Origin of the sequence: Paenarthrobacter sp. NPDC091711, assembly GCF_044756605.1 — a bacterium.
Taxonomy (GTDB): Bacteria; Actinomycetota; Actinomycetes; order Actinomycetales; family Micrococcaceae; genus Arthrobacter.
This window is the reverse complement of sequence record NZ_JBIVTF010000005.1, coordinates 270,478-284,353: the sequence shown is the minus strand read 5'-3', so window position 1 is coordinate 284,353 and position 13,876 is coordinate 270,478. Positions and strand designations below refer to the sequence as shown.

At 62.2% G+C, this 13,876-nt stretch carries 14 protein-coding genes; 5 read left to right on the top strand and 9 right to left on the bottom strand.

The features are described 5' to 3' along the window. Window positions 1-14: 14 nt before the first annotated feature. Window positions 15-656, bottom strand: a complete 642-nt coding sequence (locus tag ACIQH5_RS10880; protein ID WP_400402991.1) for a hemolysin III family protein — start codon at window positions 654-656, stop codon at window positions 15-17. A 108-nt stretch (window positions 657-764) separates the two neighbouring features. Between ACIQH5_RS10880 and ACIQH5_RS10875 the strand changes: the two genes are divergently transcribed. Both ACIQH5_RS10875 and ACIQH5_RS10870 read left to right on the top strand, forming a co-directional pair. After that, a complete protein-coding gene (locus ACIQH5_RS10875; RefSeq protein ID WP_400402988.1) occupies window positions 765-1,571 on the top strand; it encodes an isoprenyl transferase in 807 nt (268 codons plus the stop codon). 238 nt (window positions 1,572-1,809) lie between these two features. Further along, a complete protein-coding gene (locus ACIQH5_RS10870) occupies window positions 1,810-3,204 on the top strand; it encodes a PhoH family protein (RefSeq protein ID WP_400402985.1) in 1,395 nt (464 codons plus the stop codon). A 173-nt stretch (window positions 3,205-3,377) separates the two neighbouring features. On the opposite strand, the gene ACIQH5_RS10865 is transcribed toward ACIQH5_RS10870, so the two are convergent. Continuing rightward, window positions 3,378-4,022 carry a GNAT family N-acetyltransferase gene (locus ACIQH5_RS10865; protein WP_400402983.1) on the bottom strand — a complete coding sequence of 215 codons (645 nt, stop codon included), beginning with the start codon at window positions 4,020-4,022 and terminating at the stop codon, window positions 3,378-3,380. A gap of 31 nt (window positions 4,023-4,053) precedes the next feature. After that, window positions 4,054-4,815, bottom strand: coding sequence for a hypothetical protein (locus ACIQH5_RS10860; protein ID WP_400402980.1), 762 nt, complete (start codon window positions 4,813-4,815; stop codon window positions 4,054-4,056). A 61-nt stretch (window positions 4,816-4,876) separates the two neighbouring features. Between ACIQH5_RS10860 and ACIQH5_RS10855 the strand changes: the two genes are divergently transcribed. Next, a complete protein-coding gene (locus ACIQH5_RS10855; protein ID WP_400402978.1) occupies window positions 4,877-5,428 on the top strand; it encodes a prepilin peptidase in 552 nt (183 codons plus the stop codon). A 124-nt stretch (window positions 5,429-5,552) separates the two neighbouring features. Beyond that, window positions 5,553-6,029 (top strand): NUDIX hydrolase, encoded by a 477-nt coding sequence (locus tag ACIQH5_RS10850; protein ID WP_400402976.1) that lies wholly within the window; start codon window positions 5,553-5,555, stop codon window positions 6,027-6,029. 2 nt (window positions 6,030-6,031) lie between these two features. Here the strand turns inward: ACIQH5_RS10850 and ACIQH5_RS10845 are convergent, their stop codons facing one another. From ACIQH5_RS10845 to ACIQH5_RS10825, 5 genes are all read right to left on the bottom strand, one after another. Beyond that, on the bottom strand, window positions 6,032-7,702 hold the full coding sequence (locus ACIQH5_RS10845) for an MDR family MFS transporter (protein ID WP_400402973.1): 1,671 nt from the start codon (window positions 7,700-7,702) through the stop codon (window positions 6,032-6,034). Continuing rightward, window positions 7,699-8,385 (bottom strand): TetR/AcrR family transcriptional regulator, encoded by a 687-nt coding sequence (locus ACIQH5_RS10840; RefSeq protein WP_400402970.1) that lies wholly within the window; start codon window positions 8,383-8,385, stop codon window positions 7,699-7,701. Before ACIQH5_RS10840 ends, ACIQH5_RS10845 begins: the two co-directional genes overlap by 4 nt. Before the next feature lie 142 nt (window positions 8,386-8,527). Next, the gene (locus tag ACIQH5_RS10835; protein WP_400402968.1) at window positions 8,528-9,955 is read right to left on the bottom strand and encodes a class II fumarate hydratase; all 1,428 of its coding nucleotides are present in this window, start codon (window positions 9,953-9,955) and stop codon (window positions 8,528-8,530) included. Between the two features lie 87 nt (window positions 9,956-10,042). Next, complete coding sequence (locus tag ACIQH5_RS10830) at window positions 10,043-10,657, bottom strand: carbonic anhydrase (RefSeq protein ID WP_026542810.1); 615 nt, start codon at window positions 10,655-10,657, stop codon at window positions 10,043-10,045. Window positions 10,658-10,872: 215 nt separating this feature from the next. Further along, complete coding sequence (locus ACIQH5_RS10825; RefSeq protein WP_400402965.1) at window positions 10,873-11,568, bottom strand: DUF4245 domain-containing protein; 696 nt, start codon at window positions 11,566-11,568, stop codon at window positions 10,873-10,875. A 200-nt stretch (window positions 11,569-11,768) separates the two neighbouring features. Between ACIQH5_RS10825 and glpX the strand changes: the two genes are divergently transcribed. Beyond that, the gene (glpX, locus tag ACIQH5_RS10820; RefSeq protein WP_261608935.1) at window positions 11,769-12,791 is read left to right on the top strand and encodes a class II fructose-bisphosphatase; all 1,023 of its coding nucleotides are present in this window, start codon (window positions 11,769-11,771) and stop codon (window positions 12,789-12,791) included. Window positions 12,792-12,938: 147 nt separating this feature from the next. Here the strand turns inward: glpX and ACIQH5_RS10815 are convergent, their stop codons facing one another. After that, window positions 12,939-13,874, bottom strand: a complete 936-nt coding sequence (locus ACIQH5_RS10815; RefSeq protein WP_400402963.1) for a lipid II:glycine glycyltransferase FemX — start codon at window positions 13,872-13,874, stop codon at window positions 12,939-12,941. Window positions 13,875-13,876 lie beyond the last annotated feature (2 nt).

The following is a 13,876-nucleotide window of genomic DNA, read 5'->3' as shown; positions in this document are numbered from 1 at the left end:
TTGGAAGACGCAGCCTAACTCAGCACGGCCAACATTATCGCCACGAAGTGCGCGGCAAACGCCAGCACCGTGAAGGCATGGAAGAGCTCATGGAAGCCGAAGTGCTGGACGCTGAAGTTCGGCTTCTTGAGGGCGTAGAACACCGCACCTGCGATGTATAGCGCGCCGCCGACGCAGATGAGCATTGCTGCCGGAGCGTTGGCTGCGAAGAACTGGGGCAGGTAGAACAGTGCTCCGCAGCCCAGCGCGATGTACACCGGTACGTAAAGCCACCGCGGAGCGTGTGTCCACAGAATCCGGAAGAGAACGCCAACTATGGCTCCGGACCACACCAGCCATAGCAAGGTCAGGGCCTGTGGGCGATCCAGCAAAGACCATGCCAACGGTGTGTAGCTGCCGGCAATCACCAGCATGATGTTGGTGTGGTCCAGCCGTTTGAGCAGCATTCTGACCTTGGGGGACCAGTTTCCGCGATGATAAACGGCGCTGACTCCAAACAGCAGGAAGCCCGTTACGGCATAGATGGCTGAGGTGATCTTGCGGTCCGGAGTAGGGGCAACAGTCACCAGGACGATCCCTGCAGCGAGTGCAAAAGGAGCGGCGACGGCGTGGATCCAGCCACGCCAGAGGGGCTTGGTTTCGAGGAGCTCAGCCATGGGACAAGAATAACTTACGTTTCGGTAAGTTACCCAGTGGTAACAAATAGTGGATCGGAATTTGACCGGCGACTGCACCGGCCCGGCAGTTCGGGACGGTAGCCTTGGATGTGCGCCGTCGTCGTACAAGCAAGGAAGTCAGGTGAGAGTCCGGTGGAGCTGCCCGGTTTCCTCTATGGCTTCTATGAGCGCAAGCTGCTGCGCTCTCTCAAGCAAGACAGAATCCCGCGCCACATCGGCGTCATGGTGGACGGAAACCGTCGATGGGCCCGGCAGTTCAATGCCCCCACCAGTCAAGGACACCAAGCAGGCGCGGACAAGATCCACGAATTCCTCGGCTGGTGCCAGGAACTCGGCGTCAAAGTAGTAACCCTCTACATGCTCTCCACGGACAATATGAGCCGATCCGGTGAAGAACTGGACCTCCTCATGGGCATCATCGCGAACACCATGGACCGGCTCGACGAAGACGTGGACGTCTCTGTTCACGCCATGGGCGCGCCGGAACTCCTGCCTGACTACCTCGCTGAGCGCCTCAACAAACTGACCGCCCGCACCCCGATTCACGAAAAAATCCATGTGAACGTGGCAGTGGGCTACGGCGGGCGCCGTGAAATCGTCGACGCCGTACGGGAACTTCTGCACGACGCCGAGGCCAAAGGACGCACCATGTCCGAGGTTGCAGATGAACTTTCGGTGGACGACATCTCCAGGTTCCTCTACACCCGCGGCCAACCCGATCCTGACCTCGTCATCCGTACATCAGGCGAGCAACGGCTCTCAGGCTTCCTCATGTGGCAAAGCGCCTACAGCGAGTTCTACTTCTGCGAAGCCCTCTGGCCTGCCTTCCGGAAGGTTGATTTCCTCCGCGCGCTCAGGGACTATGCCGGACGCCAGCGGCGATTCGGCGCGTAAGCGAACCCCGGTTTACCAAAATTTAACGATCCGGACATGCGACTTGCCGGGCGCAGATTGCGGAAATGAATGTGCTGAGGATTACGTTAATCCCATCAGCAGGCAAAACCGCCCGCTGATCGGGGAGGCCAGTATATGGAGCGGACTATCGCACCAGTTACAGGGGAGGCCACGCCCGGCCTTCCGGCCGAGCCGCTTCACCATTAGGCCGGGCGAACTGCCCGGGGCTGGAGTCGATGTGGCTATTTCTGAGCAACTGCCCGCAATGGTTTCCGACGGGGAAAGTGCAGCTACCTCTCGCACCAAGCGGGTCTCACAAAAGGGGCGGACCACACCGTCCGCTACAGGCCGCAGCTACGTGATTGATACGTCCGTCCTGCTATCCGATCCACACGCATTGTTGCGCTTCGCCGAACACGAGGTGATCGTCCCCATCGTGGTGATCAGCGAACTGGAAGGAAAACGCCACGACCCCGAATTGGGCTACTTCGCCCGGAAAGCCCTGAGGCTCTTGGACGACCTCAGGATCGAACATGGGGGACTTGACCACTCCATCCCCATTGGGAAAGACGGCGGGATGCTCAGGGTGGAAATGAACCACATTTCCCCGGAAGTCCTTCCCGCAGGATTCCGTGGAGGCGACAATGACAGCCGCATCCTGGCTGTCGCCAAGAACCTGGCCAACGAAGGCCACAACGTCACCGTGGTGTCCAAAGACCTCCCGATGCGCGTCAAAGCCTCTGCCATGGGGCTCCAAGCGGACGAGTACCGCAACGAACTCGTCAAGGACTCCGGCTGGACCGGCATGGCCGAAGTGGATGCAACCGAAGAGGAAATCACCACCCTCTACGGCCACGAACCAGCTTTCATCCCCGCCGCTGCAGAACTGCCCGTCAACACGGGGCTTGTTCTCCTCTCCAACCGCGGCTCCGCGCTGGGCAGGGTTGGGGCAGACAAGCAAGTCCGGCTCGTCAAAGGCGACCGGGACGTGTTCGGACTCCACGGACGCTCAGCGGAACAACGGCTGGCCATCGATCTCCTCATGGACCCGGCGGTAGGGATCGTGTCCATCGGCGGGCGGGCCGGCACGGGCAAGTCCGCGCTTGCCCTCTGTGCGGGCCTGGAAGCCGTCCTGGAACGCCAGGAACACCGCAAAGTAGTAGTGTTCCGCCCCCTCTACGCGGTGGGCGGCCAGGAACTCGGCTACCTCCCCGGCTCCGAATCGGAAAAGATGAACCCCTGGGCGCAGGCCGTGTTCGACACCCTGGGCGCGCTGGTAAGCCAGGAAGTCGTTGAAGAAGTCATGGACCGGGGCATGCTCGAAGTCCTGCCGCTGACCCACATCCGCGGCCGATCGCTCCACGACGCCTTCGTGATCGTGGACGAAGCACAATCACTCGAGAAAAACGTACTCCTCACCGTCATGAGCCGCATCGGACAAAACTCCAAAATCGTCCTCACCCACGATGTCGCTCAGCGCGACAACCTCCGCGTGGGACGGCACGACGGCGTCGCCGCAGTAGTGGAGACCCTCAAGGGCCACCCGCTGTTCGGGCACATCACGCTGACCCGGTCCGAGCGGTCGCCGATTGCTGCCCTGGTGACGGAGCTGCTCGAAGGGGCTGAAATCTAGTCTCTCCAAGTGATGCGAAGGGCCGTGGCCCGGTTCGCCGGGCTACGGCCCTTCGCCGTCGCTTAGACACGGGCCATAGGGACGGTCTGCGGTCGCTGGGCGACCTCCGACGTCCGATGGCCCGCGATGCGCTCCTCTGCGAAGGACCGCAGCACGGCTGGTTCGTCCTGCGGTTAGAGCTTGAGGTACGTTTTCAGCTCTTCGTGGCCTTGGACTTTTAAGGTCCAGTCGGGGCGTTTGAAGGTGGTGGGGGTGAGGCGGACTCTTTGGACCTCTTCCACCTTTTCGCCCCAGCCGTCGCGGAAAATGCCGTTGGGTTCGTATCCGAGGCTGGTGGAGACGCCCAGGGACTGCTGGTTCCAGATGGCAGCCTCGGACTCGGCCACTTCCGCGCCCAGGTAATCGAAGGCGAAACTCACGACGGCGGCACGCATCTCCTTGCCGTAGCCTTGGCCTTGCGCGGACTGCTTGAGCCAGGATCCTGTCCCCACAGTTTTTAGCGTCTTGAAGTTCTTGGCGCCGAGGTCCTGGACGCCCAGAAACTCGTCGTCGTGCCAGATGGCCAGGAGCAGGGTCCAGGACTCAGGCGTGAAATTCGCCCGGCAGCGCCAGTACCACTGGGCCATATTTGGCGCGAGTTCGTGGTCCGGGAGTTCTGCCCACGGCATGCTGAACGGGCTCTTTCCTGGTGGGTGGACGCCGGAACGCGCTGCCGCCACGGCTGATGGGATGTCTTCGTCCAGAACGGGACGGATGGTCAGCCTCGGAGTGCTGAGGCTGAGTCCGAACGGGGGCCAAATTTCTGCCAGCGATGTCATCGCCGTAGCTTAGCGCGGAACTCGCTGCTGCTCAGGCGGCTGGACCGATGTCCCATGGGATGTGGCGGCGGACGTCCGTGAGATTCATCGACTCTGCCAGGAAAAGGTCATCCAGCATGTACTCGTCCACGGCCAGGATCTTGAGCCAGTGGCCTTTGCCTGAGGAGTCGCCGTCCAGGCTTTGGCTGGCCACGCAGACCCCTGTGCCGGCGTCGATCCTGATGAGTGTCCGGCCCGGGTAGATCAGCGGTTCCTGCGGGTCTGAGGGGACGTACGTCCGGCTTGGCGTGACGATTGTTTCCAAGGCCACGCGGCCCTCATGGTCCACCTCGCGCGGTTGTTCAAGGAAGACAGGGTTTGTATCCGGGAACTCCAGGGGGACCGGTGCCTTGCCGGCAAGTTCCACGGGATCGAGTGCGGCGGCGAGGCGACCGTTGCCAAAGGAGGGCTCCCCGTACTCCGCTTCGGGGCGTCGGCGGACCAGGCCGGCGTCGTCATATACCGGTGTGACCAAGTGCGCCGGAAGCAGCCACGAACGGCGGGTGGAACTGACGTAAAGATCATCCCGGGAATCGTTGATGCCGGTGGTGCTGTGCAGAAGCTGGCCGTCAGGGGTCTCGAGGCGGAGTGCACCGGGTCGCCTGAGCCAGGCCCGGACGATCCGGGCGCCGGAAGCGGGCCGCTCAAGGTATTCGAAGCGGAGGGTGGTCCACTTCCATGGCGAAGAACGGCAAAGATTGCGGAATGTGGAGGACAAGTCAAAACCTGGTCCACTTGCACTGTATCGCCCCATATCCACAGTTTACCCAAGCGTTCAAGCAGGGTCGGTGGCCAAAGTTGGATAGCATCCGAAGGTGATCCGACGACTTTCAGACCTCTGGACCGGCAGCCCTCTGGGCTTTTGGCTGGTGCTGGCAGCCTGCCTGTACTTCGTGGCCATGGCCGTGCGGCTGACAGTGATAGATGTCCGGAGCCACCTGCTGCCTAACCGCATCGTGTTTCCGTCGTATGCGGTGGCCGGGGTGCTTCTGCTGGCTGCCGCGATCGTGGCTTCATTCGGTGATTCGCCCACGGAGGACACGGCTGCAGCTGTGCTCTTTGGCGTACCCGGGCTGGGCGTTGTTGCCGGCGGCGCCGTGCTCTGGTTGTTCTACTTTGTGCTGCGTCTCATCCACCCTCCCGGGATGGGCTTCGGCGATGTGAAACTGGCGGGCGTGCTGGGCCTCTACTTGGGCTATCTGGGGTGGAGCCACGTCTTTGCCGGAACGTTCGCGGCCTTCCTGTTGGGAGGGCTGTGGAGTTTGGGCATCCTGATTGCCCGGCGTGGCACGCTGCGCTCGACCATCCCGTTTGGCCCCTTCATGCTGGCTGGAGCGGCGGCCGCAATGGCTGTTGTGCCTGCATGAAACTTCCGACCAATGCCAACTGCGGCCAAATTGCAACGCTCCCCGTATTCTCGGTGTTCACCGGGCTGCGTCATGCTTAGCCCAGCGACTCACACGCAACGATTGAACTGAAGGAAAACTGACCATGGGTGCACCCGAATTCGTGCTCAAACTGCGGGAAAAGATCGGCAACGATCCCCTCTGGCTGCCGGCCGTGCGGGGAGTGGTGTTCGATGATGAAGGCAGGGTCTTGTTGGGCCAGCGTGCCGACAATGGTCACTGGACACTCATCACCGGGATGCTTGAGCCGGGGGAGCACCCAGCACCTGGCCTGGTGCGGGAAATCTTTGAGGAAACGGCGGTGGTGGCCGAGACCGAGCGCATCATCGGCGTCGGCGTTGTAGGGCCGGTGACCTTCCCCAACGGCGACGTGTGCGACTTCCTGGACATCACGTTCCGGTGCCGATACATCTCGGGAGAGGCGCAGGTCAATGATGACGAATCCCTGGCCGTCGGGTGGTTCGCGCTGGAAGACCTCCCGGAGATGAGTGCCGGAAACCTTGAAGCCATCAGGCTTGCCACGGAGCCCGAAGGCCCCGTGGCCTACCAGACAGAGGATTAGCGCTACTTACGCCCCGCGTCAGCAGGGTCCTTATCGAAGCCACCTGGCGCCGCCAGATCAGCTTCCAGACGAGCAGTCTCAAGACGCTCGGCCTCAAGCCTGTCAGCTTCCTCGCCACCTACAGCCTCACCGCGTGCCACCATGCCGGCGGTATCGGAAAGGGGGATCTGCTTCAGCGTGATGGCCAGGATCAGCGCGATAGCGATGAACGGAACCAGGTACCAGAAGACAGGGGCCAAGGAGTTGGCGTACGCGTTGACGATCGCATCACGCAACTGTTCGGGCATCTGGGCCAGGGCCTGGGGATCCAGCGTGCTGGTGGACTGCGAAGCCTGCTCGGTGGAAGCACCGGCACCGGTAAAGGCCTCGGTGAGCGACTCGGCCAGTCGGTTGGTGAAGATTGCCCCGAACACGGCCACACCCAGCGATGCACCTACTTCGCGGAAGTAGTTGTTGGTACTGGTCGCCGTACCTATCTGGTCAGCGGGGACTGAGTTCTGCACCACCAGGACGATGACCTGCATGATCAGGCCCAGGCCAGCACCGAAGATGAAGAGCTGGACACAGATCACCCAAATGGGGGTGGAGGCTGCGAGCGTGGTGAGCCACAGCATCGCAGCAATGGTGAGCGCTGCACCCAGGATGGGGTACATCTTGTACTTGCCGGTCTTGGAAATGCGGATACCGGAGTAGATGGACGTGCCCATCAGACCAACCATCATGGGCAGCATCAACAGGCCGGATTCAGCCGCGGAAGTCCCGGAAGACATCTGCAGGAACGTGGGAACGAAGGCGATGGCAGCGAACATGCCCAGGCCCAACGTGAAGCCGATAGCTGTTGCGTTGATGAAGATGGGGTTCTTGAACAGGCTGAGAGGAATGATGGGGTCCTCGGCGCGACGTTCAACCATCACAAAGGCAAAGGCTGCCAGGACCATACCTGCGCCAAAGGCCCACGTGAGGGGCGAATCCCAGCCCTCGTCCTTCTTGCCGCCGAAGTCGGTGAAGAAGATGAGGCACGTGGTGGCAGCGGAGAGGAACAGGACACCAAGGATGTCGATCTTCTTCTCGGCCTTCTTGTTCGGCAGTGTCAGGGTGAACCAAGCGGTGATGAACGCGGCGATGCCGATGGGGATGTTGATGTAGAAGGCCCATTCCCAAGTGAGATGGTCAACGAAGAACCCACCCAGCAGAGGCCCGGCCACTGCGGACAGGCCAAAGATGGCGCCCAAGGGGCCCATGTACTTGCCGCGCTCCTTGGCTGGAACGATGTCCGCGATGATTGCCTGCGACAAGATCATGAGACCACCGCCGCCCAGGCCCTGAATGGCCCGGAAAATCACGAAGCCCCAGAAATCGGTGGCGAACGCGCAACCCACGGAAGCCAAGGTAAACAACGCGATGGCCACGAGGAACAGATTCCGCCGCCCCAGAATGTCACCGAACTTGCCGTAAATCGGCATCACGATGGTGGTGGCAAGGAGGTACGCCGTGGTGATCCACGCTTGGTGCTCCACGCCGCCCAGCTTGCCCACAATGGTGGGCATGGCGGTGGAAACAATGGTTTGGTCGAGGCTGGACAGGAGCATGCCTGCGATCAGCGCCGAGAAGATGATCCAGATGCGTTTCTGGGTCAGCAGCAGTGGTTCAGCTGCCTTCGAGAGTGTACTCATGCGGGGTCCTTCGAGGTTTCAAGGGGGTTGGGGCCCAGCTGGTGGCTCGTGGCCAGCGGTTGGGCGAAGAGTTTACGTGCGGCACTGAGGTTCTGCTCCAGAATCCCGCGGTACGGGCGGGTGTTGTCCTCGGAAAAGAACTGCTGTGCCGTCTTCTTGGAGACAGCCCCAAACAGTGCAGTCGCCGTCATGACTTCAGGGTGGTCCGGATCCAGACCCTCGCGGGCGGCAACGAGCCCTGCGAATTGGCGTTCACGGGCCTCCCCTTCAAGAGTGAGCCGTGCCAGGAGTTGAGGCTCTGCCGTGATGGCGGCAATAAACTGCTGAACTTCGGTGCGGCTGATGGATGAACGCTCCATCAGCGTCACGGTGAGCACGTGCAAAGCTGCGAGGAGCGACCCGGAGATGCTGTCAGGCGTCCGGGAAGGATTCCGGGTGAACGCCTCCAGTGCCTCTTCGGGCAGTTCGTCGGAAAACGAGCCGATCACGGCGTCTTCCTTGGAATGGAAGTAGTTGAAGAAGGTCCGGCGTGAAATCCCCGCCGATTCGCAGACCTCCTCAACCGTGAAACCGCTAAGGCCATGCGCAGCGGTCATGGAACGCGCGACGGCGGTAATCGCCGTTCGCGTGGCAGCCCGCTTGCGCTCGCGGAGGCCGCCGTCGATATTTGCACTATTACTCACAAAGTAAAGTTTTGCACTCTAAAGAAGAAAGTGCAAAAAGATGGCGATGTGCCGTTGCTCATAGTTCCGGGTACGACGACGGCCGGTACCTTTCGTGGGAAAGGTACCGGCCGTCGTCGTACTGTGGGTTTTAGACCAGAGGTCAGGCCTTGTGGGCCGGGGACGTCATGGTGGTGACGTCCAGGGCCTTGTCCAGATCGGCCTCGGAAACCTGGCCTTCGCCTTCGCCGACGAAGCCGAGCTTCTCGGTGGCCTGGCGGATGGTCAGGCCCTCCTTGACGGCGATCTTGGCGATCTTTGCTGCGTTTTCGTAACCGATGTACTTGTTCAGCGGCGTCACGATGGACGGGGAAGCCTCGGCCAGGAAGCGGGCACGCTCCACGTTGGCGGTGATGCCGTCGATCATCTTGTCGGCCATGACGCGGCTGGTGTTGGCCAGCAGGCGGATGGACTCAAGAAGGTTGGCGGCCATGACGGGGATGCCGACGTTCAGTTCGAAGGCGCCGTTGGTGCCGGACCAGGCGATGGCGGTGTCGTTGCCAATGACCTGGGCGCAAACCATGATGGATGCTTCGCAGATGACCGGGTTAACCTTGCCCGGCATGATCGAGGAGCCCGGCTGGAGGTCGGGGATGGCGATTTCGCCGAGGCCCGTGTTGGGGCCCGAGCCCATCCAGCGGAGGTCATTGTTGATCTTCATGAAGGAGATCGCGATGTTGCGCAGCTGGCTGGAGCCTTCGATGAGGCCGTCGCGGTTTGCCTGGGCTTCGAAGTGGTCGCGGGCCTCGGTCAGCGGCAGGCCGGTGTCGGCTGCGAGCAGTTCGATGACGCGCTCCGGGAACCCCGCAGGAGTATTGATGCCCGTGCCCACGGCGGTGCCGCCGAGGGGGACCTCGGCAACGCGGGGGAGTGCTGCGTTGATGCGCTCGATGCCGTAACGGACCTGCGCTGCGTAGCCGCCGAATTCCTGGCCCAATGTGACGGGTGTGGCGTCCATGAGGTGCGTGCGGCCGGACTTGACGACGTCCTTGAACTCGGCGGACTTGCGGTCCAAGGATGCTGCCAGGTACTCCAAGGCCGGGATCAGATCGTTGATCAGGGCCGAGGTGGCGGCAACGTGCACGGACGTGGGGAAGACGTCGTTGGAGGACTGCGAGGCGTTGACGTGGTCATTCGGGTGGACAACTTTGTCACTCCCGGCAGCGGCCAAGGCGCGCGATGCGAGTTCTGCGATGACCTCGTTGGTGTTCATGTTGGAGGACGTACCCGAGCCGGTCTGGAAGACGTCAATCGGGAAGTCGCCGTCGTACTTGCCGGTTGCAACCTCATCGGCAGCTGCGGCGATAGCCTCGGCGAGCTCACCATCGAGCACCCCCAGTTCGGCGTTCGCCAGTGCGGCTGCCTTCTTCACGCGGGCCAGGGCCTCGATGTGGGTGCGCTCAAGCGTCTTGCCGGAGATCGGGAAGTTCTCCACAGCACGCTGCGTCTGGGCGCGGTACAGGGCGTTCACGGGGACGCGAACTTCGCCCATCGTGTCATGTTCAATACGGAACTCAGTGGTGGAAGTCATGGGGCTAGCTTATGGCGATTGGGCGCCGCACAGAAAACCCGAAGGGGAGTGCTACGTGCTCCGGCGCCAGGGCCGGAGCACGGCCTCCTAGAGCTTGCCGATCCCGGAAACGAGGGCCGCGCGGCCTTCATCGAGCTTGTAGGACAGGCCGATGACTGCAACCCGGCCGTCGTCGATGGCGTCGGAAATCACACGTGAGCTGTCAGCAAGACGGGCTGCGGTCTGCTTGACGTGCTCCACCACCATGTCGTTGACGTCGTCCTGGTTGTTGCGCCTGGCCGTCAGGACTGACGGGGTGATGCGCTCCACGAGATCGCGGATGAAGCCCGGAGGCATTTCACCGGTTTCCACAGCGGCCTTGGTAGCCTTCACGGCGCCGCAGCTGTCATGGCCGAGGATCACGATCAAGGGAACACGGAGTTCGCTGATGCTGTATTCGAGCGAACCCAAGACAGCATCGTCAATGACCTGGCCGGCCGTGCGCACCACGAAGGCGTCACCCAATCCAAGGTCAAAGATGATCTCTGCTGCGAGCCGGGAATCCGAGCAGCCAAAGATCACGGCAAAGGGATTCTGGTTCTCAATAAGTGAAGAGCGTCGCGAAGCGTCCTGGTTGGGGTGCAGGGATTCGCCGGAAACAAAGCGTTCGTTGCCCTCGCGGAGACGGCGCCACGCCAGGGCTGGAGTCAGGTAAGTAGGCACGAGCCTTACTTTACGACGCAGACACCGCAGTCCGTGAAACTGTTGCGTGTTGTGGGGCCTACTTTGCGGGGTTCGGCGGGGTTTTAGCGCGAAGAGCGGGCCCCGCAACGTCATCCGTTATTCGGGCGCGTTTGTGAGGGGCGAGGTCTCGGGTCTTGGGGCTTCTCTTTCGCGTGAGATCCAACCCCTCGGCAAACCCCGACGCGTTGCGGGGCCTAAGGCTGCGCTGAAGAAGTCGCGGTAGCCGGCGCACTTGCCGGGGGCGCCTGCTCTGCGGACTTCACGACGGCGGCCGCCAGGGTTGCGAACTCATCGAGTTTTGCCGTGCCACTCAGGACGATGGTGGTGCCGCGGTACTCCAGGACCATGCTGCGCTTTTCCTTGCCGGAATCCCTCAGCTCCCATTCCTGTCCGCCCGCGCTGCGGGTACCCGTGACAGGAAGGTTCTCCGTCTGCTGCAAAACCCACGTGGGGTTCGCCTGGTTGGTCTGGGTCAGGCCGATGAAGTTCTCCTTGGGAGTCAGGAAACCGATCTCCCACGTAGGCACGCCGCTTCCCGTACCGGACTCCCAGCGGGCGTAATTGGGTTTGAATGTGTCGCCCGTATCCGGGGTGACCGGTGTGAATCCCGCCACACCTGTGGCGTTTCGTGCGATGGCCGCGACGTCAACATCAGGCCGGAAACCCTCACCCTTGGGCGCCGGGTTCATCAAAACGATGGGGAGGAAAGCCAGGACACAGACCAGCAGCGCAATGACCATGCCAATGACAGAAGCGTTGGCGCGCTTGGCAGCTTTCGCCGCAATGACGGGTTTAAAGGGGGCATCCGTGGCTGCCTGGGCTGGGTTGGGGTTGGCCGGTGCAGCCTCAGATGGGTTCTCGGCTGCGGGCTTGTCCTGCGTTTCACTCACCCCTCCATGATCCCTTATCCCGGCAGGGAACACACATCCGCCAACCTCACCACAGAGAATAGGGGCCGTGGTCATCCAACGACTCCCGGACCACGTGGCGACTATGATCGTTGATAGAGGAACCCCGGGTTGCCCCGTGCAACCATGTCCGGTCCCGTGAATCGTCACTCGAAGAAGAGGTTCAAGTGTCTCCTGCACCAATGACCCAGCAGTATTCCACGATTTCGCCGTCGCTCGCCGTCGGCATCGACGAACCCGACCGCAACCTTGCGCTTGAACTCGTCCGTGTCACCGAGGCCGCGGCTATTGCCGGTGGCCACTGGGTAGGATTCGGTGACAAAAACAAGGCAGACGGCGCCGCCGTCGACGCCATGCGTTCGTTCCTTCACACCGTCCACTTCAACGGCGTCGTGGTCATCGGTGAAGGCGAAAAAGATGAAGCCCCCATGCTGTTCAACGGCGAGCAGGTTGGTGACGGCACCGGTCCCGAGTGCGACGTCGCCGTGGACCCCATCGACGGAACGCGCCTGACCGCCTTGGGCATCAACAACGCCCTCGCAGTGCTGGCAGTTGCTGAGCGCGGATCCATGTTCGACCCCTCCGCAGTGTTCTACATGGAGAAGCTCGTTACCGGCCCCGAAGCCGCCGACATGGTGGACCTTCGCCTGCCCGTCAAGCAGAACCTGCACCTCATCGCCAAGGCCAAGGGCGTCAAGGTCAACCAGCTCAACGTCATGATCCTGGACCGCGACCGCCACCGCCCCCTCGTGGAAGAAATCCGCGAAGCCGGTGCCCGCACCAAGTTCATCATGGACGGCGACGTCGCAGGCGCCATCGCCGCAGCACGCACCGGCACCGGCGTTGACGCCCTCATGGGCATCGGCGGCACCCCGGAAGGCATCGTTGCAGCCTGTGCCATCAAGTCACTCGGCGGTGTCATCCAAGGCCGCCTGTGGCCGACGTCGGACGAAGAGAAGCAGAAGGCCATCGACGCCGGACACGACCTCGACCGCGTCCTGTCCACCAACGACCTCGTCACCTCGGACAACTGCTACTTCGCAGCAACCGGCATCACCGACGGCGACCTCCTCCACGGCGTGCGCTACCAGAAGGACCGCGTCATGACGCAGTCCATCGTGATGCGCTCCAAGTCCGGGACGGTCCGCTTCGTCGAGGCTGAGCACCACGCATCCAAGTGGGAGACCTACGCGCGCAAGCCGTAACCCCTAGGCAGCTAACAGAAGGACGGCGAGCATCGCTCGGCGGCTATCTCCTCGTACCTCGTCGATTTGATGCCGCTTTCGCGATACTCGCCGTCCTTCTCTGTGTCGTGCCAAGTTCGGCTTCGCGCTGATAAGGGCTGGAGGGGCCTAGCGGAGCTTGTCCCGGAGGCTTCTCGCTAATTGGTAGGCGCCGTATCGGAGCTTGTTGGTCGGGAGGTCCCAGGTGCCGGGGTAGGACACTTCGCGGCCGCCGAAGGACTTCTTGAAGGCCGTGAAGCCCGCCCATTTGTGGTCCGGCTGGTCCTCGGGAGCCACGCCCCAGAGGTCCACGTGCTTGAGGCCTTTCTCCTTGGCATCGGCCATCAGGGTCACCAGGAGAGGGATGCCAGCGCTGAGCTTGCGGTGGGTGTCGTCCAGGGCCGCGTGGGCGTACACACGGGTGTCCGCGGAGTCGTAGGCGAAAGCAGCAGCTATCGCTTCGCCCTCCAGCTCAGCGATGAACAGTGTGCCTGCGCCCGAGGGGAGCAACGAGGCCGCCACTTGCGTGAGGTACTCATCGCTTTGGGGCTTGAAGCCGTTCCGGGCAGCTGTCAGGTGGAGGAAATGCAGGAGAATGTTGATGTCCGCCGGATCCTGGGACGCGCGGAAGGTTACGCCCTTCTTATGGATGTTCCGGTAGAGGTTTCTGTTGGTCGGTTTCATGCCGGCCAGGACGTCCTTGAAGTCTCCTTCAAGATCCACAATCCAGCTGAGCTCCGGTTGCTGGTTGACCGGTGCCGGGCGTAAGCCACGCGCGCGGAGGAGGGTGCCGGCGTCGGGCGCTCCAAAGCCTGCCGCGGCAGGCTCCATGCGAACGAAGACCGCGCGCTCCTTTTTGGCCAGGGCAACCAATGCCGCAGTGGCGGCGTCGAAAGCTTCCACGGACTCGGCCACGGGGCCGTAGGGCGCATAAATGACCTTGCCGGCCGGGTTCTTCTCCTCAACGGCAAGGAAGCTCCATCCGGGTCCGGACTGCTCATGGACGCGGCGTCCCAAGGAACGCTGGACAGCCGCCCACGCGGGCGTTTGCAGGAAAAACTCCATGG

Coding starts and splice junctions, on each gene's coding strand:
- ACIQH5_RS10880 (WP_400402991.1), bottom strand. CDS start 656: ATGGCTGAGCTCCTCGAAACCAAGCCCCTCTGGCGTGGCTGGATCCAC.
- ACIQH5_RS10845 (WP_400402973.1), bottom strand. CDS start 7,702: ATGAGTACACTCTCGAAGGCAGCTGAACCACTGCTGCTGACCCAGAAA.
- ACIQH5_RS10850 (WP_400402976.1), top strand. CDS start 5,553: ATGGGTGCACCCGAATTCGTGCTCAAACTGCGGGAAAAGATCGGCAAC.
- glpX (WP_261608935.1), top strand. CDS start 11,769: ATGACCCAGCAGTATTCCACGATTTCGCCGTCGCTCGCCGTCGGCATC.
- ACIQH5_RS10815 (WP_400402963.1), bottom strand. CDS start 13,874: ATGGAGTTTTTCCTGCAAACGCCCGCGTGGGCGGCTGTCCAGCGTTCC.
- ACIQH5_RS10835 (WP_400402968.1), bottom strand. CDS start 9,955: ATGACTTCCACCACTGAGTTCCGTATTGAACATGACACGATGGGCGAA.
- ACIQH5_RS10865 (WP_400402983.1), bottom strand. CDS start 4,022: ATGACATCGCTGGCAGAAATTTGGCCCCCGTTCGGACTCAGCCTCAGC.
- ACIQH5_RS10875 (WP_400402988.1), top strand. CDS start 765: ATGTGCGCCGTCGTCGTACAAGCAAGGAAGTCAGGTGAGAGTCCGGTG.
- ACIQH5_RS10860 (WP_400402980.1), bottom strand. CDS start 4,815: ATGGGGCGATACAGTGCAAGTGGACCAGGTTTTGACTTGTCCTCCACA.